Source organism: Methylobacter tundripaludum (assembly GCF_002934365.1).
GTDB classification, from domain to species: domain Bacteria; phylum Pseudomonadota; class Gammaproteobacteria; order Methylococcales; family Methylomonadaceae; genus Methylobacter_A; species Methylobacter_A tundripaludum_A.
The window spans coordinates 242,341-269,119 of sequence record NZ_PTIY01000003.1 but is presented as its reverse complement, the minus strand read 5'-3'; the positions used below and the strand labels follow the sequence as shown (position 1 = coordinate 269,119).

At 52.3% G+C, this 26,779-nt stretch carries 29 protein-coding genes; 12 read left to right on the top strand and 17 right to left on the bottom strand.

Going from position 1 to position 26,779, the window contains the following annotated elements; translation table 11 throughout:
- Positions 1-63: 63 nt before the first annotated feature.
- Both oadA and B0F88_RS05500 read right to left on the bottom strand, forming a co-directional pair.
- Complete coding sequence (gene oadA, locus B0F88_RS05505; protein ID WP_104422934.1) at positions 64-1,869, bottom strand: sodium-extruding oxaloacetate decarboxylase subunit alpha; 1,806 nt, start codon at positions 1,867-1,869, stop codon at positions 64-66.
- A gap of 61 nt (positions 1,870-1,930) precedes the next feature.
- Positions 1,931-2,164 carry an OadG family protein gene (locus B0F88_RS05500; RefSeq protein ID WP_104422933.1) on the bottom strand — a complete coding sequence of 78 codons (234 nt, stop codon included), beginning with the start codon at positions 2,162-2,164 and terminating at the stop codon, positions 1,931-1,933.
- A gap of 165 nt (positions 2,165-2,329) precedes the next feature.
- Here B0F88_RS05500 and msrB point away from each other — a divergent pair, with 165 nt between their 5' ends.
- From msrB to B0F88_RS05470, 7 genes are all read left to right on the top strand, one after another.
- Positions 2,330-2,728, top strand: coding sequence for a peptide-methionine (R)-S-oxide reductase MsrB (gene msrB, locus B0F88_RS05495; protein ID WP_104422932.1), 399 nt, complete (start codon positions 2,330-2,332; stop codon positions 2,726-2,728).
- Positions 2,725-4,035, top strand: coding sequence for a M18 family aminopeptidase (locus tag B0F88_RS05490; RefSeq protein WP_104422931.1), 1,311 nt, complete (start codon positions 2,725-2,727; stop codon positions 4,033-4,035). The genes msrB and B0F88_RS05490 overlap by 4 nt, the downstream gene beginning before the upstream one ends.
- Positions 4,036-4,620: an alpha-ketoglutarate-dependent dioxygenase AlkB family protein gene (locus B0F88_RS05485; protein WP_104422930.1), complete on the top strand. Its 585-nt coding sequence runs from the start codon at positions 4,036-4,038 to the stop codon at positions 4,618-4,620.
- A gap of 80 nt (positions 4,621-4,700) precedes the next feature.
- The gene (locus B0F88_RS05480) at positions 4,701-5,615 is read left to right on the top strand and encodes a hypothetical protein (RefSeq protein WP_104422929.1); all 915 of its coding nucleotides are present in this window, start codon (positions 4,701-4,703) and stop codon (positions 5,613-5,615) included.
- A 141-nt stretch (positions 5,616-5,756) separates the two neighbouring features.
- Positions 5,757-6,044, top strand: coding sequence for a type II toxin-antitoxin system Phd/YefM family antitoxin (locus B0F88_RS05475; protein ID WP_104422928.1), 288 nt, complete (start codon positions 5,757-5,759; stop codon positions 6,042-6,044).
- Between the two features lie 6 nt (positions 6,045-6,050).
- Positions 6,051-6,176 carry a type II toxin-antitoxin system RelE/ParE family toxin gene (locus B0F88_RS19520; protein ID WP_219820788.1) on the top strand — a complete coding sequence of 42 codons (126 nt, stop codon included), beginning with the start codon at positions 6,051-6,053 and terminating at the stop codon, positions 6,174-6,176.
- 405 nt (positions 6,177-6,581) lie between these two features.
- A complete protein-coding gene (locus B0F88_RS05470) occupies positions 6,582-7,298 on the top strand; it encodes a hypothetical protein (protein WP_146083318.1) in 717 nt (238 codons plus the stop codon).
- A 145-nt stretch (positions 7,299-7,443) separates the two neighbouring features.
- On the opposite strand, the gene purD is transcribed toward B0F88_RS05470, so the two are convergent.
- From purD to aroQ, 11 genes are all read right to left on the bottom strand, one after another.
- On the bottom strand, positions 7,444-8,724 hold the full coding sequence (gene purD / locus B0F88_RS05465) for a phosphoribosylamine--glycine ligase (RefSeq protein ID WP_104422926.1): 1,281 nt from the start codon (positions 8,722-8,724) through the stop codon (positions 7,444-7,446).
- A 107-nt stretch (positions 8,725-8,831) separates the two neighbouring features.
- Positions 8,832-10,412 (bottom strand): bifunctional phosphoribosylaminoimidazolecarboxamide formyltransferase/IMP cyclohydrolase, encoded by a 1,581-nt coding sequence (purH, locus tag B0F88_RS05460; RefSeq protein ID WP_104422925.1) that lies wholly within the window; start codon positions 10,410-10,412, stop codon positions 8,832-8,834.
- A gap of 100 nt (positions 10,413-10,512) precedes the next feature.
- A complete protein-coding gene (locus tag B0F88_RS05455) occupies positions 10,513-10,797 on the bottom strand; it encodes a helix-turn-helix domain-containing protein (RefSeq protein WP_104422924.1) in 285 nt (94 codons plus the stop codon).
- A gap of 1 nt (position 10,798) precedes the next feature.
- Positions 10,799-11,782 carry a tRNA dihydrouridine synthase DusB gene (gene dusB / locus B0F88_RS05450; protein WP_104422923.1) on the bottom strand — a complete coding sequence of 328 codons (984 nt, stop codon included), beginning with the start codon at positions 11,780-11,782 and terminating at the stop codon, positions 10,799-10,801.
- A 90-nt stretch (positions 11,783-11,872) separates the two neighbouring features.
- Positions 11,873-12,400, bottom strand: a complete 528-nt coding sequence (locus tag B0F88_RS05445; protein WP_104422922.1) for a hypothetical protein — start codon at positions 12,398-12,400, stop codon at positions 11,873-11,875.
- A 13-nt stretch (positions 12,401-12,413) separates the two neighbouring features.
- On the bottom strand, positions 12,414-12,599 hold the full coding sequence (locus tag B0F88_RS05440) for a heavy metal translocating P-type ATPase metal-binding domain-containing protein (RefSeq protein WP_104422921.1): 186 nt from the start codon (positions 12,597-12,599) through the stop codon (positions 12,414-12,416).
- 16 nt (positions 12,600-12,615) lie between these two features.
- A complete protein-coding gene (locus B0F88_RS05435; RefSeq protein WP_104422920.1) occupies positions 12,616-13,812 on the bottom strand; it encodes a class I SAM-dependent rRNA methyltransferase in 1,197 nt (398 codons plus the stop codon).
- Between the two features lie 184 nt (positions 13,813-13,996).
- A complete protein-coding gene (prmA, locus tag B0F88_RS05430) occupies positions 13,997-14,875 on the bottom strand; it encodes a 50S ribosomal protein L11 methyltransferase (RefSeq protein ID WP_104422919.1) in 879 nt (292 codons plus the stop codon).
- A 118-nt stretch (positions 14,876-14,993) separates the two neighbouring features.
- A complete protein-coding gene (accC, locus tag B0F88_RS05425; protein ID WP_104423009.1) occupies positions 14,994-16,337 on the bottom strand; it encodes an acetyl-CoA carboxylase biotin carboxylase subunit in 1,344 nt (447 codons plus the stop codon).
- 19 nt (positions 16,338-16,356) lie between these two features.
- On the bottom strand, positions 16,357-16,794 hold the full coding sequence (gene accB / locus B0F88_RS05420; protein ID WP_104422918.1) for an acetyl-CoA carboxylase biotin carboxyl carrier protein: 438 nt from the start codon (positions 16,792-16,794) through the stop codon (positions 16,357-16,359).
- A gap of 5 nt (positions 16,795-16,799) precedes the next feature.
- Positions 16,800-17,246: a type II 3-dehydroquinate dehydratase gene (aroQ, locus tag B0F88_RS05415; protein WP_104422917.1), complete on the bottom strand. Its 447-nt coding sequence runs from the start codon at positions 17,244-17,246 to the stop codon at positions 16,800-16,802.
- A 302-nt stretch (positions 17,247-17,548) separates the two neighbouring features.
- Here aroQ and B0F88_RS05410 point away from each other — a divergent pair, with 302 nt between their 5' ends.
- Complete coding sequence (locus B0F88_RS05410) at positions 17,549-17,890, top strand: hypothetical protein (protein ID WP_104422916.1); 342 nt, start codon at positions 17,549-17,551, stop codon at positions 17,888-17,890.
- A 40-nt stretch (positions 17,891-17,930) separates the two neighbouring features.
- Here B0F88_RS05410 and B0F88_RS05405 read toward each other — a convergent pair whose 3' ends face one another.
- The 3 genes from B0F88_RS05405 to cutA are packed head-to-tail and all read right to left on the bottom strand — an operon-like array spanning position 17,931 to position 20,964.
- Positions 17,931-18,446: a TlpA family protein disulfide reductase gene (locus tag B0F88_RS05405; RefSeq protein ID WP_104422915.1), complete on the bottom strand. Its 516-nt coding sequence runs from the start codon at positions 18,444-18,446 to the stop codon at positions 17,931-17,933.
- A complete protein-coding gene (gene dsbD / locus B0F88_RS05400; RefSeq protein WP_104422914.1) occupies positions 18,443-20,644 on the bottom strand; it encodes a protein-disulfide reductase DsbD in 2,202 nt (733 codons plus the stop codon). The genes B0F88_RS05405 and dsbD overlap by 4 nt, the downstream gene beginning before the upstream one ends.
- Positions 20,626-20,964 carry a divalent-cation tolerance protein CutA gene (cutA, locus tag B0F88_RS05395; protein WP_104422913.1) on the bottom strand — a complete coding sequence of 113 codons (339 nt, stop codon included), beginning with the start codon at positions 20,962-20,964 and terminating at the stop codon, positions 20,626-20,628. Before cutA ends, dsbD begins: the two co-directional genes overlap by 19 nt.
- Before the next feature lie 87 nt (positions 20,965-21,051).
- Here cutA and B0F88_RS05390 point away from each other — a divergent pair, with 87 nt between their 5' ends.
- Positions 21,052-21,489 (top strand): FxsA family protein, encoded by a 438-nt coding sequence (locus tag B0F88_RS05390; protein WP_104422912.1) that lies wholly within the window; start codon positions 21,052-21,054, stop codon positions 21,487-21,489.
- 57 nt (positions 21,490-21,546) lie between these two features.
- On the opposite strand, the gene B0F88_RS05385 is transcribed toward B0F88_RS05390, so the two are convergent.
- Positions 21,547-21,804 carry a YgaP family membrane protein gene (locus B0F88_RS05385; protein ID WP_104422911.1) on the bottom strand — a complete coding sequence of 86 codons (258 nt, stop codon included), beginning with the start codon at positions 21,802-21,804 and terminating at the stop codon, positions 21,547-21,549.
- 112 nt (positions 21,805-21,916) lie between these two features.
- Here B0F88_RS05385 and uvrD point away from each other — a divergent pair, with 112 nt between their 5' ends.
- From uvrD to cas7g, 3 genes are all read left to right on the top strand, one after another.
- Positions 21,917-24,118 carry a DNA helicase II gene (uvrD, locus tag B0F88_RS05380; RefSeq protein WP_104422910.1) on the top strand — a complete coding sequence of 734 codons (2,202 nt, stop codon included), beginning with the start codon at positions 21,917-21,919 and terminating at the stop codon, positions 24,116-24,118.
- Positions 24,119-24,382: 264 nt separating this feature from the next.
- Positions 24,383-25,444, top strand: a complete 1,062-nt coding sequence (locus B0F88_RS05375) for a helix-turn-helix transcriptional regulator (protein ID WP_308471996.1) — start codon at positions 24,383-24,385, stop codon at positions 25,442-25,444.
- 118 nt (positions 25,445-25,562) lie between these two features.
- On the top strand, positions 25,563-26,777 hold the full coding sequence (cas7g, locus tag B0F88_RS05370) for a type I-G CRISPR-associated RAMP protein Csb1/Cas7g (protein WP_104422909.1): 1,215 nt from the start codon (positions 25,563-25,565) through the stop codon (positions 26,775-26,777).
- The last annotated feature ends 2 nt before the right edge of the window (positions 26,778-26,779 follow it).

Below are 26,779 nucleotides of genomic sequence, written 5' to 3'. Positions count from 1 at the left end.
CGAAGTGTAAGGCGATCGGAACCGGGCGCCTTACGGTTATTCGTGTTCTCTGTAGTTGTCCTTTTATAAAGAAATCAATACATCGCCGCCGGCAACCGCACTACCTTCTTTGACATAGACGGCGCTGACGATACCGGTCGTTTTGGAGCGTACTTCGGTTTCCATTTTCATTGCTTCCATAATCACCACGACATCGCCTTCGGCAACGATGCTACCCACATCGACCAGGATTTTCAAGATATTACCGGCCATCGGCGATTCAATCGGAACGCCGCTGCTGGCTATCAGTGCGGTATGGGGAGCTGTGATTGCAGGCTCGATCATCATGGCTGAGGCGTTGGCGCCGACGATGACGCTGAAGTTCCTGCCATCGACGTTAACCGTGTAAGCTTCCGTCGGCGGTTGGGCGGCTGCATTGCCGACATTGGCTACGGCTACTGGAGCCGCATTGGCGGCGGCAAAGGCTTGCGCATCCGGCGCCGCTTCAAAGGCGGCCGGATTGCCCCGGTTAGCCAGGAACTTCCAGCCGACCTGCGCAAACAGGCCGTTGATCAACGCATCTTCTTCGATGTTGGCGGCCAGGGTTACGCCTTCGGCTTGAGCTTTCTCCTGTACTTCGGCAACCAGCTTATCCATCTCCGGCGCAATCAGGTCGGCCGGACGGCAGGTAATCGCTTGCTCGCCGTTCAACACCTTGTCTTGCAGCGCTTTGTTGACCGGCGCGGGCGTGGCGCCGTATTCGCCTTTTAAAACCCCGGCGGTTTCCTTGGTGATGTTTTTGTAGCGTTCGCCGTTCATCACGTTGATGACGGCTTGGGTGCCGACGATTTGCGAAGTCGGCGTGACCAGCGGAATAAAGCCCAGGTCTTCACGGACGCGGGGAATTTCCAGCATAACCTCGTCGAACTTGTCGGCGGCGCCTTGCTCTTTCAGCTGGCTTTCCATATTGGTCAGCATGCCGCCCGGCACTTGGGAAATCAGGATGCGGCTATCGACGCCTTTCAAACTGCCTTCGAATTGCGCATATTTTTTGCGTATATCTCGGAAATAGGTCGCGATATGTTCCAGTTTGACCAGATCCAGGCCGGTATCGCGCCCGGTGCCTTCCAGGCTGGAGACGATGGTTTCGGTGGGGCTGTGGCCGTAAGTCATGCTCATCGATGAAATCGCGGTATCGACATTGTCCACGCCCGCTTCGGCAGCCTTGATCAATGTGGCGACACTCAGGCCGGTGGTTGCATGGCAATGTAAATGAATCGGAATTTTGGTGCTTTTTTTCAGGCGCTTGACCAGTTCAAAGGCATCGTAAGGTTTCAGCAGTCCGGCCATGTCTTTGATGCAAATGGAATGCGCGCCCATGTCTTCGATCTGTTTGCCCAGGTCCACCCATAAATCCAGGGTGTGCACGGGGCTGGTAGTGTAGGATATGGTGCCTTGCGCATGAGCGTCGGTGCGGAGTACGGCTTTGACCGCATGCTCGATGTTGCGCATGTCATTCATCGCATCAAAAATGCGGAACACGTCGATACCGTTGACCACGCAACGCTCAACAAACTTGTCAACCACGTCGTCAGCATAATGGCGGTAGCCCAGGATATTCTGGCCGCGGAACAGCATTTGCTGCGGGGTTTTGGGCATCGCGGCTTTCAGCAGGCGCAGTCTTTCCCAGGGGTCTTCGCCCAGATAACGGATACAGGCGTCAAAGGTAGCGCCGCCCCAGGACTCAATAGACCAGTAACCGACTTGGTCCAGTTGCTCACAAATCGGCAGCAAGTCTTCAATGCGCAAGCGGGTTGCCAAAATAGATTGATGAGCATCACGCAGAACGACTTCGGTGATACCTAAGGGCTGCTTTTTAACGGTGGCCATGCTTGTTGTTTCTCCTGAAACCTTGGTAAATTGTTTAATCGTTGACCTTTGTTGGAGGCCGTTAGTTATGCTTTTTCCGATACTGATGCACGGCGGCGGTGATCGCGGCAACAACGCTTTTATCAATGTCGACGGTAATGCCGGGAACCGCTTTTGATGCGGGCGTTTCCGGGAAATAGCGTTGCACCAGCGCCGACATGATGTTGATAGCGACTACCAGCATGGCTAAAAACAGGAACACGATGCCCATCCCGACAAACATTAATTCGATTCCGCTAGTCATTTGTTCTGTCATGGTTGATCACTTATTTAAATTCAATAACTATTGCATTGTAGCATAGGCAAAATTCAGAGCTAATCGATGTTTTTCATATCGGCGCGACCGGCTGTCCTTTTGGCTATGCCGTCTTGAACGCGTACAATAAGCATCATTATAAATGGTTGTTACGGGTGTAAAAATATGACGGATAAAGAACACGACGAAAACGGGCAGTGGCAACAAAAGTTAACGCCCGAGCAATTTAATATTTGCCGCCTGAAGGCTACCGAGCCGCCTTTTACCGGCAAATACGCCGATTGCAAAAAAGACGGCGTTTATCATTGCATTTGCTGCGGCAATCCGTTGTTCGATTCGACGACTAAATACGATTCAGGCTCCGGCTGGCCGAGTTTTTGGGATGTGTCGTCCGAGCACAGCGTGGCGGCGCATGCCGACTCCAGTCACGGCATGCGCCGGGTTGAAGTGGTTTGCAAATCCTGCGATGCGCATTTAGGCCATGTCTTTGAGGACGGCCCGCAACCGACAGGGCTGCGTTACTGCATCAATTCCGCGGCATTAGACCTGAAAGAAAGATCATGAGCGCCAAGCGGCAGGTTCAAAACTTACTCGATTTTATCGACGCCAGCCCCAGCCCCTGGCATGTGGTTAAAACCGTCGAGGCCCAGCTTGCGGCGCAAACGCCGCCGTGGCAGCGCCTCGACGAAACGGCCAAATGGACATTGCAGCCGGGCGGGCGTTATTACGTGGTGCGCGACGATTCGTCCATCATCCTGTTTGTGCAGGGCCAAAAACCGCTGACTGAAACCGGGTTTAAAATTGTCGGCGCACATACCGACTCCCCCGGATTGAGAATAAAGCCGAATGCGGCCAGCAGCGCGGACGGCTTGGTAAGGCTGGGCGTCGAGGTTTATGGAGGCCCGATACTGGCGACCTTTGCCGACAGGGATTTGAGCCTTGCCGGACGTATCGCTTATAAAGACGATCAAGGCCGGATAACCGGTAAGCTGGTCAAGTTCGATCAGCCGCTGCTGCGCTTGCCCAATCTGGCAATACACATGAACAGGACGGTTAATGAAGAAGGCCTAAAGCTGCAAAAACAGACCGAATTGCCGTTGATCCTGTCGGTATTGACCGAGGAACAACTGCCGAAAGCTTATTTTTCTGCGCTGCTGCAACAGCAATCAGGCATAGCCGCAGAGCGTATCTTGTCCTGGGATTTGGCCGTGTACGACACGCAAAAAGGCGTGTTCTGGGGTAAGGACAGCGAGTTTTATGCCAACAGCCAATTGGATAATCTGGCTTCCTGCCATGCCGCGTTACAGGCGCTGCTTGATCCGGCCGCTATACAGTCGGATGCCACGCGGGTATGCGCGCTGTTCGACCATGAAGAAATCGGCAGCCAAAGCAACAAAGGCGCGGACGGCAGTTTTCTGCCCGATGTGCTCGGGCGCATCGCTTTGGCGAACGCAACCGGCAGCGAGGATTATGCCAGGGCATTGGCGAAGAGCTTCATGATCAGCGCGGACATGGCGCATGCGTATCAGCCCAATTTTCCCAATGCCTACGATCCCGGACATAAAGTTGCCGTCAACAAAGGCCCGGTGATTAAAGTAAACGCCAACCACAATTACAGCTCGGAAAGCGTCTCGGCGGCGATGTTCGCCGACTGGTGCGAACAGGCCGGAGCGCCGTACCAGAAATATTCGCACCGCTGCGATATGCCTTGCGGCAGCACCATCGGGCCGATTACGTCGGCAAAACTGGGCATACGCTCAATCGATGTCGGCAGCCCGATGTGGGCGATGCACAGCATCAGGGAAAGCGCCGGGGTGCTGGATCATGATTACATGATCAGAGTATTGAAACGGTTTTTTGCCGCGCGGTAAATGGCTCCCAATCTGGTCCCTTTTGACGGCGAGCTTTATTTAATTAAGCAGTTTTACAGCTTGCCGGAGTCCGACCGGCTGTTTGAGCAACTCAAATCTGATCTGGCCTGGCAGGAAGAGGCTATTTTCATCTACGGTCGCTGGGTTAAGGTGCCCCGCCTGATGTGCTGGTACGGCGATAGCGATGCCTGGTACCGTTACTCGGGCGTTAACCATCAGCCGATGCCGTGGACGCCGGTGTTGCAGGCAATCAGGGAGAAAGTGGAACAACAATGCCAATGCAGCTTTAACAGCGTACTGGCCAATTTGTACCGTGACAGTAACGACTCGATGGGCTGCCATGCCGACGATGAAAAAGAATTGGGGCCAAACCCGGTGATTGCGTCATTGAGCCTGGGCGATGAGCGCTTATTCAGGCTGCATCATAAAAAGACCAACGACAAACTGGATATAGTGCTAGGCCACGGCGATTTGTTGGTGATGGCCGGAACCTTGCAATACCACTGGATGCATTCAGTGCCGAAAACCAAAAAATTGAAAACGTCGCGGATCAATCTGACGTTCCGGGCAATCAGGGCGGCTTGATTAAAATCGCAATTGGCTCGTGTGGAATCGGCCAATATGATATTAAACCTTCCACCTTAGACCTATAGGGGAAACCGGTCATGAACGACGATAGACGATCGCACGAAGCCTCTACTCTTAGGGCATTTTTCGACGACCAATTACAGCATCTGCACCAGCTCGTCAGCAATCTGACTAGCCACATTCACGACACGGAGTTACAGGCGAGAGAAGACAGGCAGATCGTCGAAAGTTTCGTCGATGCCTCAAACAGCAAGATGCGGGCCGTAAGCGATTATTCCGACAAGCTAAGGGTGCATGTACGGGCGCTGTACAGGCATGTACTCCAAGTCGCCGATCAGATTCCTCCACCCGTCAACTTGAACCTGGATGCCTTTGAGATGGATCCACTCGTCAACGCTCTGTTCGTCAACAGCAAAGACATCGATAAGCTGTTTACGACCGATCACGATGTGACTGTCTATTTACGATCCCATTGTAAAACTGAAGTTCCGGTGCTGTATGCACTGTTAACGGCCGACAAGAGCGAAAAACGGACGCTGGGCATGGGTGTACAGGGAGGCATGCTGATTCGCGAAGTGCCTCAGGAAGTGGTCAATTTTTCTTCGCACAAAATCCATACGCCTTGCGCCGAGAGTGCAGAGCTAAGCACCGCACTCAAAGAGTATCTGTTCGGCCGCGTGGTGGAAGATATTAAACGTGAGATGATGTCTCAGATGACAATCGACAACCCTTTCAAGCCCGGCGGCGAATCTTACGAGGCGAGAGTAAAGAGCTTGGCCAACCCGGATGTTTACCTGGATACGTTGCTAGGGCATCTCGAAGTTCCCGCCAAGCTGTTAAGTATCGATAAAAGTCATTTTAAGCTCAGCAAACTGGGCGTTAAATTAGAGGGCGGCGACGACAGCCAGCGTGCAAACGAGTTCGACATTCATGAGCTGAGCTGGAGCGATAACACCCGAAACGTGGTATTGCAAGTTGCTTATGCCCGTTAAGCCAAATGCTTTTTGTTTTTTCGTTGGTGGGGGGGCAGAAAGGATGGGCTCTACTACGTTTAACGCATCCTAAAGTCGGCTTGTTTTTTAAAAATGGCTATAATGGCTGCCACGTAATTCTTATCCATTGGAACTATGAACATGAAAACCATCTCGGCTAAAGAAGCAAAAAATGCATTCGGCAGTTTTTTGGATTCGGCACAAAGAGAGCCGGTAATGATTACTGAAAAAGACCGCCCTATCGGGATCTTTTTTTCAATGCATGATGTTGAAGCGTTGATTCAAGTAAGCGAGGCCTTTAAAAAAGACATCCATGCTGGAATTCTTTCAGGAATCGCCGATGCCGAAGCGGGACGTGTAACTGAATGCAACCAAGACCATATAAACGAGTTGAAGACAAAATTAAGAGCTAGATTAGCCGCTAGTTAATTTTGAATGAAAGCCCATAAAGTCGTATTCACTGCAACCGCTAATGAAGGCTTGCTTAACATCGCCGAATATATAGCCTTGGATAACCCGGCGAGAGCGGAAACATTTATCGAGGAAGTTGTAGTCATGTAGGCCGGAATAAGACCACCCAAGCGTTAGCGCGAGGTGGCGTTTCCGGCAGATTCTCGCGGTGAGTGCCGGAAACACCTGTTTTTACTATCGTTCAAACAGGCTTATTCCGGCCTACAGGGCTGACAACCTTTGAAAACGGCGAGCATCACATAACCATTCCTGCTCACAATCCTTTGAAAATTGGTACATTGGCAGCGACATCGAGTCGCATTTTAAGCTTACGCGTGGCGAATTGCTGAAACAACTCTTTCCTTAATTTTTCTCCGTTTATGACGGTTTGCTAGCGCGAAACCGTCTTACGGGTTCGGTGGTGCGCCGGAAACGTCAGTTCTTGCTGTCGCTCGAACCGGCTTATTTCGGTCTACAGGCCTCGCGTTTTATAACTATATTTTAGGCATGAACAAAATGACGACAACTTTAACTACCAGAAAATCACAGTTCGCACTTCATTTGACCAACAAAGTTGGTGAGCTGAGTTATTTTCTGGAGCAGATCTCGAATATATGCGAACAGTCTAGACAGCGGTTTGAGTCAAAGGAGGGGCAAATTGATGGACAAGGACAACTGTTGAACTACCAGTTTTCCGCTTTCACAGCCCTAGCTCAGACACTCAAAGATATTCTTCCAGTATTGACAGACAACTCAGTAAGTTGGGGAGGTTTGGCGCATATTAGGCACATCGATTTCATCAAGCAGGCTCGAAACGCAATTACCCATGATGGAAATTCAATTATCACACTTTGGTCTGACGGTCGCTATTACGTTCCCTGCGACATATATAGAATAGATGACAAGGGTAATGCTCAGATTGTACGCGCACCCACTTTGGATATCGGCTTGATCTGTTCCGAATTTACATTCGATCTATCGGTAGAACTACTGAGAATCATAGAGCCATTGATTGATCAGTCGGAATTCTCAATTCCACCATTTGGTTTTGAATTTTTTGATCAGGCCATAATGCATCCGGCCGTTTCGGCTGAGGTGCGCCAGATTTATCTCTCATCCATAGCACCAAACCGACAAATACCGACTTCAAGCAGTATCAGTAATACGTGCGACGCGCTAGAAAAACTGAAAGTCGAAAGCACAACGCGAATAGCGAATCAAACGGCACATTGATGCCTGACCCGCTAATCAACCGAATTTTGCTCGGCAAGCCGGTCAAAGCCGGTTATCAGCAACGCTACCAAAATAAATTTTGCATCAGAACACCATCCGCTGTGGGCCGATTACGGGCAGTCATGTAGGGTGCGCTGTGCGTACCCTACGAGGATTTTATAGCCTTAAAGCCAATATCGGTGCGGTAATAGACATTATCCCAGTGGATGCTGTTAGCCAACGCGTAGGCTTTGCTTTGGGCTTCCTTAATATCACGCCCTAAAGCGCAAGCGCATAATACCCTGCCGCCAGCCGTAACCAAGTCGTTGCCGACTTGTTTGGTGGCTGCATGAAACACTTTGCGGTCTTCGTGTTCATCGGTAGGCAAGCCGGAAATGACATCGCCGCTTCGGGAGGCGTCGGGATAGCCGCCCGCTGCCAAAACCACGCCTAATGCGGCGCGTTCGTCCCAGTCGCTGTCGGTTTTGTCGAGATTTCCGGCCAGCGCGGCTTCGCAAAGCTCTACCAGATCGCTTTTCAGGCGCATCATGATCGGCTGGGTTTCAGGGTCGCCGAAGCGGCAGTTGTATTCCAATACTTTAACGGAGCCGTCGGCGCTGATCATCAAGCCTGCGTACAGAAAGCCGGTGTAAGGCAGTCCGTCTTCGGCCATGCCTTTTAAGGTCGGCTCGATGACTTCGCGCATGACCCGCTGGTGTATTTCAGGGGTGACGACCGGTGCGGGGGAATACGCGCCCATGCCGCCGGTGTTGGGGCCTTTGTCGCCGTTGTCGCGGGCCTTGTGATCCTGGGACGTCGCCATAGGCAACGCGTGCTTGCCGTCGGCAATCACGATAAAGCTGGCTTCTTCGCCGGTCAGGAATTCTTCGACGACGACGCGGTTGCCCGCTTCGCCGAACACATTGCCGGATAGCATGTCCTCAACGGCTGCGATGGCTTCCTGTTCGGTTTGGGCGACGATAACGCCTTTGCCTGCCGCCAAGCCGTCGGCTTTGACCACAATCGGCGCGCCTTGTTGCTTTATGTAAGCGATGGCTTGCTGCTGGTCGGTAAAGGATTTGAAAGCGGCGGTCGGAATGTTGTGGCGGATCATGAAGTCTTTGCAGAAAGTCTTCGAGCCTTCCAGTTGCGCGGCTTTCGCGGTCGGGCCAAAGCATTTGAGACCCGCTTGCTGGAAACGGTCAACGATGCCCAAAACCAGCGGCACTTCGGGGCCGATGATGGTCAGGCCGATCGCTTCTTTCTGTGCGAAGGCCAGCAGTGCGTCAATGTCGCTGACGGCGATGTCCACGTTTTCAATAGACGGTTCCAGCGCGGTACCGGCATTGCCGGGCGCGACAAACACTTTTTCGACTTTGGTTGAGTGCTTGGCTTTCCAGGCGAGGGCGTGTTCACGGCCGCCGCTGCCGACGATGAGGATTTTCATAATTAAAAGGCTAAGGGCTAAGGGCTAAGGGCTAAGGGCTAAGGGCTAAGGGCTAAGGGCTAAGGGGGAGGCTTTTTTGCCTTTCGCCCTTTGCCCTTCGTCTAAAATTAATGCCGGAAATGACGCATGCCGGTAAAGACCATCGCGATATTATGCTCGTCGGCTGCGGCGATGACTTCATTGTCCCGCATCGAGCCGCCGGGCTGGATGACTGCGGTGATGCCCGCTTCGGCGGCGGAATCGATGCCGTCCCTGAACGGGAAAAACGCGTCTGAAGCCATTGCCGAACCCGGAACATCCAAGCCCGCATCGGCGGCTTTGATACCGGCGATTTTGGCCGAATAGACCCGGCTCATCTGTCCTGCGCCGACACCGATAGTTTGGCCGTTCTTGCAGTATACAATCGCGTTGGATTTAACGAATTTGGCGACTTTCCAGGCAAACAGCAAATCGTCCATTTCCTGTTCGGTCGGAACGCGTTTGCTGACTACTTTTAGGCCTGCCCTGAGCTTGTCGAAGTGGTCGGCGGCGCTGATTTTGCCGATGTCCTTGTCCTGAACCAGCAGACCGCCGGCAACGCGTTTGAAATCGAGAGCAGCCTGGTTGTCGCTGCTCCAGCCACCGCATTCCAGTACGCGGACATTTTGTTTTTCAGCCAAAACGGTTTGTGCGGCTGCGCTGATCGACGGCGCAATAATCACTTCGACAAACTGGCGCTTGACGATTTCAGCGGCGGTTGCTTCGTCCAGTTCCCGGTTAAACGCGATAATGCCCCCGAATGCCGAAGTCGGGTCGGTTGCATAGGCCTTGTCGTAAGCGTCGAGAAGGTTGCCTGCCTGGGCTACGCCGCAAGGGTTTGCATGCTTGACGATGACGCAGGTGGGTTGGTCGTCAAACGATTTGACGCATTCCAGCGCCGCGTCGGCGTCGGCGATATTGTTGTAGGACAGTTCCTTGCCTTGCAGTTGTTTGGCCGCGGCAATCGTGCCGTTAGCCGGCGTTTTCTCACGGTAGAACGCGGCGTTTTGGTGCGGGTTTTCGCCGTAACGCATGGTCTGGTTGCGGTAAAACTGCAAGTTCAGCGTTTCGGGGAACTGGACGCCGTTAATATTGCCCAGGTAAGCCGAAATCGCGGTGTCGTAACGCGCCGTGTGTTCGAAGCTTTTTAGCGCCAGATTGAAGCGGGTTTGATGCGAAAGCCCGTTGCTGCTTTTCAGTTCGGCAATAACCGATGCGTAATCGGCCGGATCGACGATCACCGCGACATCGGCATGATTCTTGGCGGCGGCGCGGATCATGGTCGGGCCGCCGATGTCGATGTTTTCAATGGCCGTGTCCAAGTCGCAGTCGGGGTTGGCGATGGTTTGCTCGAAGGGGTACAGGTTGACCACGACCATATCGATCGCATTAATGCCGTTTGCGGCCATTACGGCATCGTCGATGCCCCGGCGCGCCAAAATGCCGCCGTGGACTTTGGGATGCAGGGTTTTAACCCGGCCGTCCATCATTTCCGGGAAACCGGTGTAATCGGAAACCTCGGTCGCAGGGATGTCATGTTCAGCCAGCGTTTTGGCGGTGCCGCCGGTAGACAGGATTTCGATGCCCAGTTGGTTCAGTTCCCGGCAAAAATCCACGATACCGGATTTATCGGATACGCTGACCAGCGCGCGAGTGACTTTTTTGTTCATGCAGATCTCGGAATGAAAGAGGTGGTTTGAGAAGAAGGTTGCGGGTGCATGGTTGCAGGCCCAGCGTAGCGGCGCGCCGAAAACCAACCTTGGTTGGGCATTAGGACAGGCCGTAATACTCCAGTTTTTTGCGTAAGGTGCTGCGGCTCAGGCCCAGCGCCTTGGCTGCTTTGGTTTGGTTATAGCCCGAATGTTCCAGCGTCGCCTGCAATAATGGTTTTTCGACTTCGCCGATGACCATTGCATGCAGGTCCACCGCATCATGTCCGTTCAGGTGCAAAAAATATTGCTCCACGGTTTGTTTGACATGCGCGGATAAGGGAATGGCCGGGTTTTTTTTGCTGTCTATGTTAATGACTTCAGCACTTTTTTGGGATGCGTTCATATTATGCAGCACGGTCGGTGGTTAAAAGATTAAAGGCCGAATTAATCAGCGCTATTTGGTGCGACGGACATTGCGCCTGATTGATATTGCTTTGCGCATCCTGCGCTACGGAGCCAAGATGTTTAAAATACCAAGCGATATGTTTTCGGGCTATTCTAACACCGCTTGCATTGCCGTAGAAGCCATATAGTTTGTCCAGATGGCTCATCAGTGTGCCGTGTATGTCTGTAACTGTAGGTTTTTCAATATGTTTACCGTGGTTGATAAAGTGACTTATTTGGCTAAACAGCCACGGATTTCCCTGAGCGGCCCGGCCGATCATAATCGCGTCGGCGCCGGTCGAATCAAGCACGAATCGGGCCTGTTCGGGGCTATCAATATCGCCGTTGGCGATAACCGGGATGCTGACGGATTGTTTCACTTTTTTAACGGTTTCATGTTCGGCCCGGCCTTCAAATTTGCAGGCGCGCGTCCGGCCGTGAACTGTCAACGCGGCAATGCCCGCATTTTCGGCTATTTGGGCTATTTCAACCGCATTACGGCTGCGCATATCCCAGCCGGTGCGGATTTTTAAGGTGACCGGAATATCGACCGCGTTAACGACGGCATCCAATATCCGCTTGACCAGCGCTTCATCCCGCAACAGCGCAGAACCTGCGGCGACCGAGCACACTTTTTTGGCCGGGCAACCCATATTAATATCGATGATCTGAGCGCCCCGTTGGGCGTTGAGTTTTGCCGCATCGGCCATAAGCCGAGGGTCGGTGCCCAGAATCTGTACCGAGCGTATGCCGGTGTCGCCGTTATGATCTGTCTTTAGCAGCGTTGTTTTATGCCGGGTTAAAGCGGGATTGGACGCGACCATTTCAGACACGGCCAAACCTGCGCCGAACTGTACGCACAATTCCCTGAACGGGCGGTCGGTGATACCGGCCATCGGCGCCAGAATCAGGTTGTTTTTAAGTTGGTAAGAACCGATTTGCATGAGAGATCAAAAGGCGAAAGACAAAAGGCGAAGGGCTAAAGGCGCAGCGGAGAGTTTTTTTCGCCCTTCGCCTTTCGCCCTTCGTCTGACTCACTTATCCCCGTCTTCATTCCAGATCGGGTTGTCGCGGTCTTCAGGTTCCAGTTTGACAATGTCTTCAGGATAGATATGCCAGAAAGACTTGTCGATCTTGGCGTTGTCGTAGCCTTCTTTTTTGTCGTGGCCGAACGGACACCACCAGTTCTCAACGATCTTGACCATATAAGCGTGCCATTCGAACAGGGCGACGCTGTAAGGGCAGTACCAGGTGCAGTTCAGGATCCAGAACAGTTTCGACTGGGATGTGCTGGCTTTGAACGAGCCTTTCATCGTGATCTGGTTTTTTAAGGTATAGCGATGGCTGGCCCGGTCAGGCAGGAAATCCGAGTAAGTCTTGAGATTTTTGGCGCCAATCATCAGCAAATGCCAGTAAGTCATATAGGCGCTGGCGAACACAAACGGAAGAGTCGCTATGGGCAGGTAAACCAAGACCATGCCGATGGCCCTTTGCACTACCGGTACTTTTTGATGGTTTTTGCCGATGTCAACGCGGCCGGAACAGGAATCGCAAGCTTTCATTGTTTATATACCCTCATTTTTTAGTTGTTATAGGTGTTATGGTTGGTTTTGTATCGTCTTGATAGAGAAGTTGGTAAATACTCAGGCAGCCGGCACAGCAAAATTTCTGCATGCCGTCATTGGTAGTCAGAGAAAATCCGCTAATTTCAACTGGTTGTCCGCAAAGAACGCAGGGTTCCTTATCTTTTCCATTGAGCATAAAAAGACCTTACATTTTACAAGCTTGAAGCGACAGAACAAAAAAAAGTTTTCAAATATTCGGTCTCGGGAGCGGCCGGGTCGATCGGGTGGTCGGGGCCTTGTCCTCCGCCCGCAAAGAACACCAGATGACGGTCGATGTGCCGTCCTGACGAACGTAAAATCTCATGCAGGTTTTCGCGGCTCAGGTGATGCGAGCAGGATGCCGAGACCAGTATGCCGTTCTTGGACAGGACCTGTAGAGCCAGATGATTCAGACGGCGATAAGCTTCATAGCCTTGTTTGAAGTCTTTTTTGCGTTTAATTAAAGCCGGTGGATCCAGTACGATAATATCATAGAGCCGGTTGTCCAGGCGGGCTTGCTTCAGGAATTCGAACACATCGTTACGCACAAAGTGCATTTTATCCTGAACCTGATTGAGCTTGGCGTTTTCTAAAGCCAGCGTCAACGCGCCTTCCGATGCGTCAACACAAGTGACCTCGGAGGCTCCGCCTATGGCGGCAGGGATGCCCCATGCCCCGGTATAGGAAAATAAATCGAGCACTCGCTGGTTTTTTGCAATACCCGCTAGCCGGGCTCGGCTGTTGCGGTGATCGTAAAACCAGCCGGTTTTTTGTCCTTCCAGGATGTCGATTTTAAATTTTGCGCCGTTTTCTTCAATGATCAGCGGGTCGGGGAGCTTGCCGTAAGCCAGTTCGGATTCCAGGCTTAGGCCTTCCAGTTGTCGTTGGCCGTTATCGTTTTTCAGGATAATGGCCTCGGGACTCAGCAATTCGTGAAGGGCGGCAAACAGGGATTCCTTGAGTTGTTCTATGCCTGCGGTGGTTATCTGCACCGACAACACCGGGCCGAAACGGTCGATAACCAAGCCCGGCAAACCGTCGCTTTCGCCGAAAACCAGGCGGTAGTAAGGTTTGTCGAACAGTTTTTCCCGTAGCGCCAGCGCGGTCGTCAGGCGTTCTTTAAAGAAGTTGGCGCCGCATTTCAGGTTGGGTTTTCTGGACAGAAGCCTGGCGCAGATCAGGGCTTGCGGGTTGATGTAGGCGGTGCCCAGCGCCTTGCCGTCGTCGCTTTTCACTTGCACCAGATCGCCCGCGTTGAACTGTTCAAGCGGCGAGCGCTTGGTGTCGACTTCGTTGCTGAAAACCCATAGATGGCCTTTGCGCAGACGTTTGTCTTCGTTCTTTTTTAAATAAATTTCTGGATGAGCCATGTTAATCAATGAGTTTAAATGTGTAACCGCCGACTTGGTTTGTAGGTTGGGTTAGCGATAGCGTAACCCGACATTCTCGGTTAAACGCGGAATAAGCGAAAGGCCTTTAATTCACCACGAAGACACGAAGATCACGAAGAAAAAAACTTCGTGATCTTCGTGGTGATGCTTTTTTATGGTTAAATCAACACCTGATGCCGTCAAGCCTGATCCAGTCTTCCTGTTGTACCGGCGCGTTGAGCATTATGTATTGCCGGTAAGCGTTCATCACCGATTCGGCCTGTTCATGCAAGATGCCGGATAAAACCAGTTGTCCGCCCGGAGCAACCAGATTGCAAATCTGCTCGGACATGTCGATCAATGGCTTCGCCAGTATATTGGCCAGCACGATGTCGGCCTGAAACGGTGTAAACTGTTCGGGCAGATAGCAGGCGATTTTGTTCTGCACCTTGTTCTTTAGCGCGTTGCTTTGTGTTGCGGTGATTGCCTGCGGGTCAATGTCCACCGCGTGAGCTTCCTTAGCGCCTAACAAAATCGCCGCAACGGCCAGTATGCCCGAACCGCAGCCGTAATCGATGACGGTTTTACCGGTCAAGTCGTGGCTTGCCAGCCATTCCAGACACAAAGCGGTGGTCGGATGAGTGCCGGTGCCGAAAGCGAGCCCCGGATCGAGAGTCAGGCAAACCGTGCCGGGTTCATATTGTTCCTGGTCGGTCGGGCAGACCCAGAGCTTATCGGCGAATTTCATCGGCTGGTAGTATTCCATCCAGGCGCGTTCCCACTCCTGATCGGCAATTTCTTCATGCAGCCAGTTGTGCAGCTGGTCCGGCTTAAACTGGGCGTAAACCATCGTCTTGATCAGCTCGGGTTCGGCGTCCAGTTCATAAAGCGCAATGACTTCGGTATTGCTCCATATTTTGGTTTCGCCGATAGCCGGTTCGTACACCGGCTCGTCTTCGGCGTCCATATAGGTGACCGACACGGCGCCCAGCTTGTCGAAAAAGTCGGCAAGGCGCGGCGCAAGGTCTTCATCGGTGATAACGGAAATTTGGTGCCAGGCCATAGTAGAAGACTTTGCAAAAGGATAAAGAGAAACCGGCCACGGATGACTGGGATTTAAACGGTAGATAGCATGTAAACTCGTTTAAACCCGCGTCATCCGTGGCCTGATTTTTGCCGGTTTAATAAATCCCCAGCTTTTTTTCCAGGTAATGGATGTTTTGTCCACCGGCTGCAAAGGCGCTGTCCATCATGATGTCGTGCTGTAGTGGGATATTGGTCTTAATGCCGTCGATGATGATTTCGCTTAACGCGGTGTTCATCCGGGCGATCGCGCTCTTGCGGTCTTCTCCGTGGGCAATCAGTTTGCCGATCATCGAGTCGTAATAAGGCGGAACTTTATAGCCGTTGTAGATGTGGGTCTCGCAACGGATGCCGGGGCCGCCGGGCATATGGAACTGGTCTATCGTGCCGGGACAGGGCATGAAGGTCTTAGGATCTTCGGCATTTAACCGGCACTCAATCGCATGGCCCTGGATTTTGACCTGATCCTGGGTAATAGACAGCCGCTCGCCCGCAGCAATGCGCAGTTGTTCCTTGACGATGTCAAAGCCGGTCACCATTTCGGTGACAGGATGTTCAACCTGCACGCGGGTGTTCATTTCAATGAAATAGAACTCGCCTTTTTCATACAAAAACTCGAACGTGCCTGCGCCTAGGTAGCCGATATCGACACAGGCTTTGGCGCAACGCTCGCCTATCATTTTGCGTTGCGCTTCGGTGATGCCGGGCGCCGGCGCTTCTTCAACCACTTTTTGATGGCGGCGTTGCATCGAGCAGTCGCGCTCGCCCAAATGGATCGCGTTGCCGTGCGAGTCGGCCATGACCTGGAATTCGATGTGCCTTGGATCTTCCAGGAATTTTTCCATGTACACCGTGGGATTGCCGAACGCAGTGCCCGCCTCGGCTTTGGTCATTGCGATAGCATTGAGTAACGCCGCTTCGGTATGCACGGTGCGCATGCCCCGGCCGCCGCCGCCGCCGGCAGCCTTGATGATAACCGGATAGCCGATTTCCTGAGCCAGCTTCAGGTTCTTTTTGTTGTCGTCCGACAGCGGGTCGTTGTTGCCGGGAACGCAGGGAATCCCGGCTGCCAGCATCGCATTCTTGGCGGAAATCTTGTCGCCCATCATGCGGATGGTTTCTGCATTCGGGCCGATAAACACAAAGCCGCTTTGCTTTACCTTTTCGGAAAAATCGGCGTTTTCAGACAAAAATCCGTAGCCGGGATGAATGGCTTCGGCATCGGTCACTTCAGCGGCGCTGATAATAGCCGGAATATTCAAATAGCTGTCAGCCGATGCGGCAGGGCCGATGCAAACAGATTCATCGGCCAAGCGGACATGTTTCAGGTCCCGATCCGCCTCGGAATGCACGGCGACAACCTTGACGCCCAGTTCCCGGCAGGCGCGCAAAATACGCAGTGCTATTTCGCCGCGATTGGCGATAACGATTTTATCGAACATGAGTTTTCCGTCCCTGGTGTTATTCAATGATGAATAATGGTTGGCCATATTCGACAGGTTCGGCGTTTTCAACCAGGACTTTAGTAATGGTGCCGCTCTTATCCGCCTCAATCTGATTAAGGATCTTCATCGCCTCAATGATGCACAAGGTATCGCCGATCTGGACGGATTGGCCGACTTCGACGAAAACCTTGGTGCCCGGCGAAGCGGAGCGGTAAAAGGTGCCGACCATCGGCGATTTAACGACATGGCCGGTAATTTTTTCTTCCGCCGGCGCGGCGGCAACGGGTGCGGCTACGGCTGCCGCGGGAGCAGGTGCGGGCGTATAAGCGACAGTAGCGGGAGCGGCCGAATAACGGTTAATGCGAATGGATTCTTCGCCTTCTTTGATTTCCAGTTCGGCAATGTCGGATTCTTCGATAATTTCGATGAGTTTTTTTATTTTTCTAATATCCATGGTTTTTAGTGTCTCTCGGCTAATATCTGATGAGCGGCCAGTAAGGCCAGTTCGTATCCTGTTGCGCCTAATCCGCAGATAACGCCTTTGGCTATATCCGAGAAATAGGAGTGTTGTCTAAAAGATTCACGTGCGTGAACGTTTGATAAATGAACCTCTATAAATGGGATCTTGGTTGCCAGCAGCGCATCGCGAATGGCGACGCTGGTATGGGTGAATGCTGCCGGGTTAATAATGATGAAATCGACATGGGCATGGTAAGCCTCATGTATCAGTTCTACAATCTGGTGCTCTGCGTTGTTTTGATGGAAGTTAAGCTGATGATTGAGTTCGCCGGCTTTTTGTTCGAGTCTATGCTTAATGTCGGCGAGAGTTTGATTTCCGTAAAGACCGGGTTCGCGTATGCCCAACAGGTTTAAATTCGGCCCATTTAAAACGGTAATAGTCGCCATCAATTTGCAAGTCAGTCAGGGTTAAAAAGCATTGTTAACGGCTAATTTTGCCCAATTTATGGGGTTTTGTCCAGATATTCTCTTTTTAGCAAAAGATAGCAGCAGGATTCGAACTATTTGAAGTCATTGTCATAAATCGGCTAATTTTGAAAGCTGTTTATGGGCTGGTTTCGGCCGGCGTTCGGGAAAGCATTATTCATCCATTTGTCAGCCGAGAACTACGCATTGACACGGTTTTTTACCGGCCTATAAAATCAGGCATCCGTAGCATGCCGTTACGGGCTAACCTAAAGAGAAAATATATGAAGATTCACAAATTTGCCGCTACGTCGATGGTCATGTTGTTGTCCGCGGGAGCAATTCTTAATAATGCGGCTGCCGCGGAATCGGAGTATTCGTTTAAAGTGACCAACAAGACCAAGGTCAAGATTACCAAGCTGCTGGTGTCCGAGGATAAGAAAGAGTGGGGTTATTTCGATATTGGAAAGGGTATCGCAGCGGGCGAGAACATGACGCTGGTTTGGGATTCAAGCACCAATAACGAGGGATGCGATCAGTATGTCAAAGCGGCTTATGCCGACGGCTCGGAATCCGAAGAGGCCAAGTTTAATTTTTGCGAAGCTAATCTGGAACTGGAGTTTTAAGGACGCTTGCCGGTAACTGTTTGTCCTTAAGCCGGTGCTGCTAATTCAGTATCGGCGTAACCACTTCCATTATTTGCTGTTTGGATAGTTCGCCCGGATGCCGGAATATGATTTGCCCCTGCGGGTCAACAATAAGGGTGTAGGGAACGGCTCCGACAGCGTTGCCCAGTTGCTGGGACAAGGCGATGCCGTTGTCGCCGCCCAATAAAATCGGATAATTGATTTGAGTTGCGGCAGTGTATTCGGCTACCGGCTCCCTATCTTCCAGCGCAATACCGATAAATTGCAGGCCTTTGTCCGCATATTGCGCCTGCAAGGCGACAAAATCGGGGATTTCCTTGAGGCAGGGCGGACACCAGGTCGCCCAGAAATTGATCACCAATGCCTTGCCCCGCCATTCGGAAATGTTGTGCTGACGGCCGGACAGATCGGGCAGGTTGAATTCGGGTAAAACGCTAATGCCGGTTTTTTCTGCGGACGGAAAAAAATACCGGGCGGAGATGCCAAGACCCAGCGCAATAATGGCGGCGACAATAATCAGGCTTGTTTGTTTCATGATTTAACGCGTTGCAGTGATTTAATAAAAGTTTCGGCATCCTGATAACCAATGACCCGGTTTGCGGTTTTTTCTTGGGCGTCCAGGCCGAAAAACAAAATGGCCGGCGGGCCGATCAGGTCGAATTTTGCCAGAAGGGCTTTATCGTCATCGGTATTGTTCGTCACATCGACTTGCAGCAGTACATAGCCTTTGAGCGTCTGTTTAACGCGCGGGTCGGCAAAGGTATACGCTTCCATTTCCTTGCACGAGATGCACCAATCGGCGTAAAAATCGACCATGACCGCTTGATGATTGGCGGCGGCCTGATTGATCCGGGCTTCCAGCGCCGCTGATGCGACACGTTCAAAAACAATGCCCGGTTCCGCGGCTTGCGTTGTGTTCACGCCGAGTCCTTGCAGCGGTTTTAGCGGATTGCTGTTGCCCAGGCTAAAGCCGATCAACAATAGCAGGCCGTAAGCCAGCATCGTCAGGCCCAAGCCTTTCCACAATTTGCGCCAGCCGGAACTGTTTTCAGGCAGCGGATCGACGGCGCTGAGATAAACGGCCGGAAATATCAGCAGCATCGCCCACAACAGCATAATCACGTTGCCGGGCAAAATGCGGCTGAGCATCCACACCGCGACCGCCAGCATGATCACGCCGAACACCGCCTTGGTGGAATTCAGCCAGTTTCCGGCTTTAGGCAACAGTTTTCCGGCGGATGCGCCGAGCAACAGTAACGGTACGCCCATGCCCAGACCTAAAGCAAACAACGCGCTGCCGCCTAACACCGCATCGCCGGTCTGGCCGATAAAAATCAATGCCCCAGCCAGTGGGGCCGCGACGCAAGGGCCGACGATCAGCGAGGACAGCGCGCCCATGATCGCAGCACCCAACAGCGAGCCGTCGCGGTGTATTTCGCTGGAATTATGCAGTTTGACCTGAAATGATTTGGGTAGCTCCAGATTATAAAAGCCGAACATGGACAGGGACAGCGCCACAAAAACGCCACTGAACAGGCCGATAATCCAAGGTTGTTGAAAAGCGCTTTGCAGGTTGCCGCCGAATAATGCGGCGAGTATGCCGAACACCGTGTAAGTCAGCGCCGAGGCGACCACGTAACTTAAGGACAGCAAAAAGGCCCTGCCTGTGGTAATCCGGTGGCCGTGGCCGACGATAATGCCCGATAAAATCGGGATCATCGGGAAAATGCACGGGGTCAGCGATAACAGCAAGCCGAAGCCGAAGAAACTGAGCAAGGTTACCGCGAAGCTGTCCTTGTGCAGGGATTGTACGATTTGATCCTGTTCGGAAAGTTGTTCCGGTGCGGAGGCAAGTTGCTGTGCGACGGGCAGGGCCAAGTCGATTTTTTTGCTCATCGGCGGATAGCACACGCCGCGGTCGGCGCAGCCCTGATATTTCGCCTGTAGGGTAACGGTTTGCGCCGACTGGGTGGAACGGCTTATCGGCAGGTCGAAGCCGAGTTCGTTGTGGAAGGTTTCAACCTGGCCGAAGGCTTCATCCTGCTTGGGGATGCCTCTGGGGATGTCATAAGTCCCCAGCGTTACGCCGTCGGCGTTAACCAGCTCAAGTTGGACTTTTTCCCGGTAAAGGTAATAGCCCTCTGCGATATTCCAGTTAACATGCAGGGTGTGATCGTCTTTGACCGAGGCGAAAAACTCGAAAGCCTGGTCCGGCGGCAGCAACTCGTCTTCAAACAGATTGAGCTTTAAGCTTTGAGTTCCTTTCAGCAGTTGCTTAACCGGGTCGGCTGTGGCGGCAGGCGCGGGCAGCTTCAGGTCGAAAGTGGTTTTTTGCGGCGGATAGCAAATGCCGCGGTCGGCGCAGCCCTGGTATTGCACCAGCAATTGCAGTGAGGACGCGCCGTTTTCTACGCTTAAAGTAACCGGGACGTTCAGGGTGTTGCGGTAAATGACCACATCGCCGAAGTTTTCATCATGGTGGGTTTCCCCGGCCGGAAAAACAGGCTCGCCTAAGCGTATTTGTCCGGTCTTGGACTCAAAGCGCATTTTATTGCGGTAAAGATAATAGCCTTCCGCGATGTCCCAGGAAATTTCAATCCGGTCGGCGGCCAGTGCTTTAGCTGAAACTTTAAAGGCTTGGTCGGGCGGCAGAACTTCGCCAGCGCCCAGGGCAAAGGCCGATTGGCCGAGAATCGACAGGAAACAGAGAAAAATTACTTTGAAGAATGGCATGAATCTATCCAATGCAGGTATTCAGGTAAGCCCCGTTCAATGGGGACGGCGATTATTTCAGGCAGTTCGTAAGGGTGATTGTCGCGCAGGGCCGTCTCGATAGCCTGATAGCGATCTTTATGGGCCTTAATCAGCAGCAGATGCTCCTGGGCGGATTCAATCCGCCCTTCCCATGAGTAAACAGACGTGATGCCGGGCAAAATGTTCACGCAGGCTGCCTTATTGTCTGCGACCAATAACCGGGCTATTTTTTCAGCGGTGTCTTTATCGGGGCAAGTGCAGAAAATTATTTGATGGTTGGCAGGCATGTTACGCGTCATAAAAACTGGATCGCGGATATTATCCTAGAAATTAACCGGAATTGCCCTTATATTGTAACGACGGTGATTACAACAAGAGTGCTTTAGATGAAAATTTTTCAAATACTATTTCTGGTCGTGCTGATTATCCCTTTTGCAGAAATTTATTTGCTGATACAGGTGGGCGGAATCATTGGCGCGTTTCCGACCATTTTGCTGGTGGTGTTTACCGCGGTGCTGGGCGCTTGGTTGTTGAGACAGCAAGGTTTCTCAACGTTTCAGCGGTTCCAGGAAAGTTTGGCGCAAGGCGTGATCCCCGCTTATGAAATGATTGAAGGCCCCATTATCCTGGTAGGGGGAGCATTATTGCTAACGCCGGGTTTTATTACCGATATAATCGGTTTTGCCTGCTTGATCCCGTCATTACGCAGAAAAATCGCCCAATATGTGATTGAAAATTATCTTATTCAGGGTGGCGCGCATTTTCAGCAAGCTAAAGCGGCTGAAAATAACGTGCTGGAAGGTGAGTTTAGTAAAGAAGAGTAAAGAAAAGGTAGGCACAAGGCTAAATCCTGGTTTTTGTCTCGTGCCTTTCTTGATGGCTTAGCCTTCTGAAGAGTCGCCCTCGCCAGCGCCGCTTTCAGTTTCGCAGGTATTCTTGTTAAGCCCTGAATAGACCGGGCACCAGCCTGAATAGCCGGTTGCAACAAGAACCAGTCCCACTAATAATAAAAGAACTTCTCCGCCTGGGACGAAAAGTGAAATAACCAGAAGGGCCGCGCCCGCGTATAAACGGTATTTCTTTTCCTTCTCGCCAACATTGTGTTCAAATTTAAGCATACGTTTAAAATCAAAATTCATCTTAAAATCCTCTGTGTGTCGTTATTATTATTAACAAAGCAACGGTTCGGTCTGTCATTATCGAACCCAAGCAATATACACAGCTTCGAAAAATGTGCAAGCGAAAAAACCAATGGATGTAACTTCAATAATAGACCCCTTAAATGATGCCCAGCGTCAGGCAGTTACCGCGCCGTCCCAAGCCATGCTGGTTTTGGCCGGCGCCGGCAGCGGCAAAACCCGTGTTTTAGTGCATCGCATCGCCTGGCAGATCCAGGTCGAGGGCGTGTCTGCGCACAGTATTCTGGCGGTCACTTTTACCAATAAAGCGGCCAAGGAAATGCGCGGCAGGATCGAGGATTTGCTTCAGATGTCCGCGCAATCGATGTGGATAGGGACTTTTCACGGCGTGGCGCACCGCTTGTTAAGACGTCACGCCAAGCAGGCCAAATTGCCGGAAACGTTTCAGGTGATGGATTCCGCCGACCAGTTGCGGCTTATCAAGCGCCTGCTGGCTACGCTGAATCTCGATGCCGACAAGTGGCCGCCGCGCCAGGCGCAATGGTTTATCAATGCGCAAAAAGACGAGGGCAAGCGGGCCCGGCATATGCTGGAGACCGGCGACCTCTATCAGCGCCAAATGGTGATCATCTATAAAGCCTACGAAGAGCTGTGCGACCGCTCCGGTCTGGTGGATTTTGCCGAATTGCTGCTGCGTGCGCATGAATTGCTGCGCGACAACCCCGATGTGTTGGAACATTATCAGCAGCGCTTCCGGCAGGTGCATGTCGACGAGTTTCAGGATACCAACACCATACAATACGCCTGGTTGCGGCTGTTGACCGACGGCAGGGACAATATTTTCGTCGTCGGCGACGACGATCAGTCCATTTACGGCTGGCGCGGCGCGAAAATCGAGAATATCTATAACTTCCAAAAGCATTACCCGAATCATCAGGTCATCAAGCTGGAGCAAAACTACCGCTCGACCGGCAATATCCTGAAAGCCGCGAACAAGGTCATCAGCGTCAATGACGGCCGAATGGGCAAGGAGCTGTGGACCGATGCCGGCGACGGCGATTTGATTTCCCTGTACGCGGCCTTCAACGAACAGGATGAAGCCCATTTCGTGGTCGAGCGGATCAGGGCTTGGGTCAACGAGGGTGGCCTGCGCAAGGATGTCGCGATACTGTACCGGTCCAACGCCCAATCTCGCCAGTTTGAAGAACGCTTGATGACCACCAACACGCCGTACCGGGTTTACGGCGGCTTGCGCTTTTTCGAGCGGGCGGAAATCAAGAACGCGCTGGCTTATTTGCGGCTGATGTCCAACCGCAATGACGACGCTTCGTTCGAGCGGGTGATCAATACCCCGACGCGCGGCATCGGCGCCAAAACCATCGACGATATTCGCGGCATTGCCAGGGATCAAGACCTTTCGTTATGGGCGGCGGCGAGCGCGCTGATTAACCAGCGCACCCCTTCGACAAACTCAGGACAGGCTCTGTCGGCAAGGGCGACCAATGCGCTGATCGGCTTTTTGGAATTGATCAAGCGGTTTGAAGCAGAGGCCGAAGGCCTTGAGCTTTATGAGAAGGTCAAACTGGTCGTCGAAAAAAGCGGCTTGATCGAACTCTATCAAAAGGACAAGGCCGACAAAGGCGAAGAAAAAGTAGAAAACCTGGAGGAGCTGGTTAACGCGGCGCGGCTGTTCGATCCCGATACGATTGGCGACCAGGAAAGCGAAGAAAACCTCGGCGAGCTGGATATGTTCCTGGCCCATGCGGCATTGGAAGCCGGCGAGATGCAAGGCGACGAGTTCGACGATTGCGTGCAGTTGATGACCCTGCACTCGGCCAAAGGCCTGGAGTTCAAGCAGGTGTTCCTGGTCGGTATGGAAGAAGGCCTGTTCCCGTCGCAGCAGTCCGTCGATGACGTCGGGCGGCTGGAAGAAGAGCGCAGGCTTTGCTATGTCGGCATTACCCGCGCGATGCGGCAATTGTATCTGACCTATGCCGAGTCCCGGCGCTTATACGGTCGGGAAAGCTACCCCAGGCCGTCGCGTTTTCTGCGAGAGATTCCGCCGGAACACTTGCAGGAAGTCAGGATGCGGGCCGCCGTGAGCCGTCCGGTGACCGCCGTCAAACCCAAAGCGCAGTCTTTGCAAACCGAAGGAAAATACAAGCTGGGGCAACGCGTCAGTCATGCCAAATTCGGCGAAGGCGTGGTGTTGCAGATGGAAGGCGAGGGCGCACAGGAGCGGGTGCAGATCAATTTCAAGCAAGTCGGCCTCAAGTGGCTGATATTGGCTTATGCACAATTGGATGTGTTGTAGCAGGCGCTTCGCCTAAAGCGCTCACTTTGGGTAGCTTGAATGATGCGAGACACAAATCTACCCAAGATTTGGTTTCGTATATTCGCCGCTACAAGCATTTTACGGAATATCGTTGTTTCGGCAGTCTCATTTTCTTGGCATTAGGCGGTAAACATGCTGGTATACAGACCTTCCAGGTTTTAAAAACCTGGAAGGTCTAGCTCGCTTGCTCTACCTCCTGCATCCGTGCAAGTCGTCCAGCAGGAGAGGGAGCTCGATATAATCATGCCCACAAACCGAGGGCATTGCATGGGGCGACAGGCCGATCGTCCTTTGACGGTTCACCCACTTACCGGCGGCACAGCAACCATGCAGCATATCGACAAAATATTTAAGCTCCACAACATTTTTCGCGACCGCAGAACGCCGATTACCGGTAAAGCAATACAAGAACAGCTGGAATGTTCAAGAGCCACCCGTGACCGCATCATCAACTACATGCGGGAGAGGTTGTACGCGCCGATTGTTTATGACAAAAACCGGAACGGCTTCTACTACGATCATGACCACGCGCAACATCCTTACGAACTGCCGGGGCTTTGGTTTAACGCCCAAGAGCTGCAAGCCTTGCTGGCTTGCCAGCACCTGCTCGCCAATGTTAGCGCCGGCATCCTGCAAGACGACATAGCCCAGCTGCAAAGCCGACTGGAAAAACTATTGAGACTTACCCCCGGCGTTGCTAAGCCGGACGTGAATAAAATTAAAATCCTCAACCAAGCCAATCGCCGCAGCAACGACCGTATTTTTCTCAACGTCGCCACCGCATTGTTCAACGGTAAACGCCTGCAAATCAGCTACCATGCCCGTAGCGACAACCGACACAGCCGGCGCGATATTTCTCCGCAAACCCTGGTGCGTTACCGCGACAACTGGTATCTGGACGCCTGGTGCCACTTACGCCAACAGCTGCGCAGTTTTGCGGTTGACCGGATAGCCTCGGTCGCGCAGTTAGAGCAAAACGCCGACATCATTCCGGTGGATCGATTGCAACAGCACTTCGCCGCCTCCTACGGCATCTTCAGCGGCAGCGCCAAGCACTTGGCCGTGCTCAACTTCAGCGCTGACCGCGCCCGTTGGGTTGCCGACGAACACTGGCATCCAGAGCAGCAAAGCCAATGGTTAAACGACGGCCGCTACCAACTCAGCATCCCTTTCAACGATCACCGGGAGTTGTTGATGGACATTCTTAAGCACGGCGGCGAAGTGGAGGTGGTTAGCCCGGCGTTTTTGATTGAGGCGGTTAAAGAGCAGATTGTCGCCATGCAAAAAATTTACCCAGGCGGATGATTTTTTTACCAGAGCCTCATGGTTTGAGGCAGGGGGTGTGTTAGATTGAAAAAAACTAACCGCAGAGCGTAAAAACTTTGTAAACATCAACATCAACAGCAATGCAAGGAAAATAGTTATGAGTCAAGAGCTAAACAAAATCGATATTGATACTTTAACCTCTGCGGTAAACTCAGGTTATTCGGCGATTAGACTACTCGCTAAATTACAACCGGCGGCTGGGCCTGGAAGCAAGGTATTTCCGCCTAGCCATTCGGAAGGTAAATATGCGTGGGAAGCTCGTCGAGTAGAAGGCGGCGAAGTGGTGAGAACCGTATTGCTGGATTCCGTGCAATCGCAGGCCAACCGTATGGAACAAGCGTTGAAGGAAGCTTACATAAGCCAACGTATTAATTTTCCTTTATTAGCTGTGGATTTCGGTTCCCACTTCGCGGACATCGGAGAAATCACCACGCTGGACGCGCCTCACCGCATCGCCGACGCCATTTTTCGCGACAGTCTTTTGGGCGATCAAAAATTTCCCGACACCAATATTGCCAAAGCTTACAGCGCCGCCAACCAGCGTAACGCTACGGCGCTGTATCAATATTGCCCTCATGCCTTGATCTTCGGGATTTGGGATTCGACGGGGTCGGCGGGTGGCTTGGGCAACAAATTTCAGCGAGCCGTCGTTTCCGAAATTGTCGGGATCAAGGCCGAGGCAGGCGTTTTAACCAGTTCTCGTCTTGATCCATTAGGAATCAAGACTGTAGACATCTACGCAATGCCGGATGGTGGATGGACTACCGATAAAACTTTAGCGGAAACTGATAAGAAAGGTGAACCCGTTAAAATCAGGCCATCTGAAGTCAACCACTCCAATATCCCGCCAACTATCAAAAAAAGCGACAAAGGCGATGAGTTTATACTTGGCGGAGTCACCATCGACTATGCCCGACAAACGACCGTTCTTTCCTTGCCTGCGCTACGCCGACTGCATTTTCCCGTCAACGGCGAAGTGTCGGCGCAAATCAATACCGCCGCCCGTACTGTTTTAGCTGCATTGGGGCTTGCGGCTATCGTCCATCAACTGGAAAACGGCTACGACTTACGTTCGCGTTGTCTATTGATCCCCGAAGGCAAGTTCAATTTCGAATTGGTGGATAACTATGGCGAAAGCAAAACATTTAGCTTGAGTGCGAGCGAAGCGGACGCCTTGTTTACTGCCGCCGTTACTAAAGCTTCCGGTCTAGGGTTAAGCTGGAACGAGGAAAAAATCCAGCTACAACCGACGCCGGACCTGTTCGAATTAGTGCGCATGAGCAGAGACACCACTGCCTTGACTGAGGAATAAAC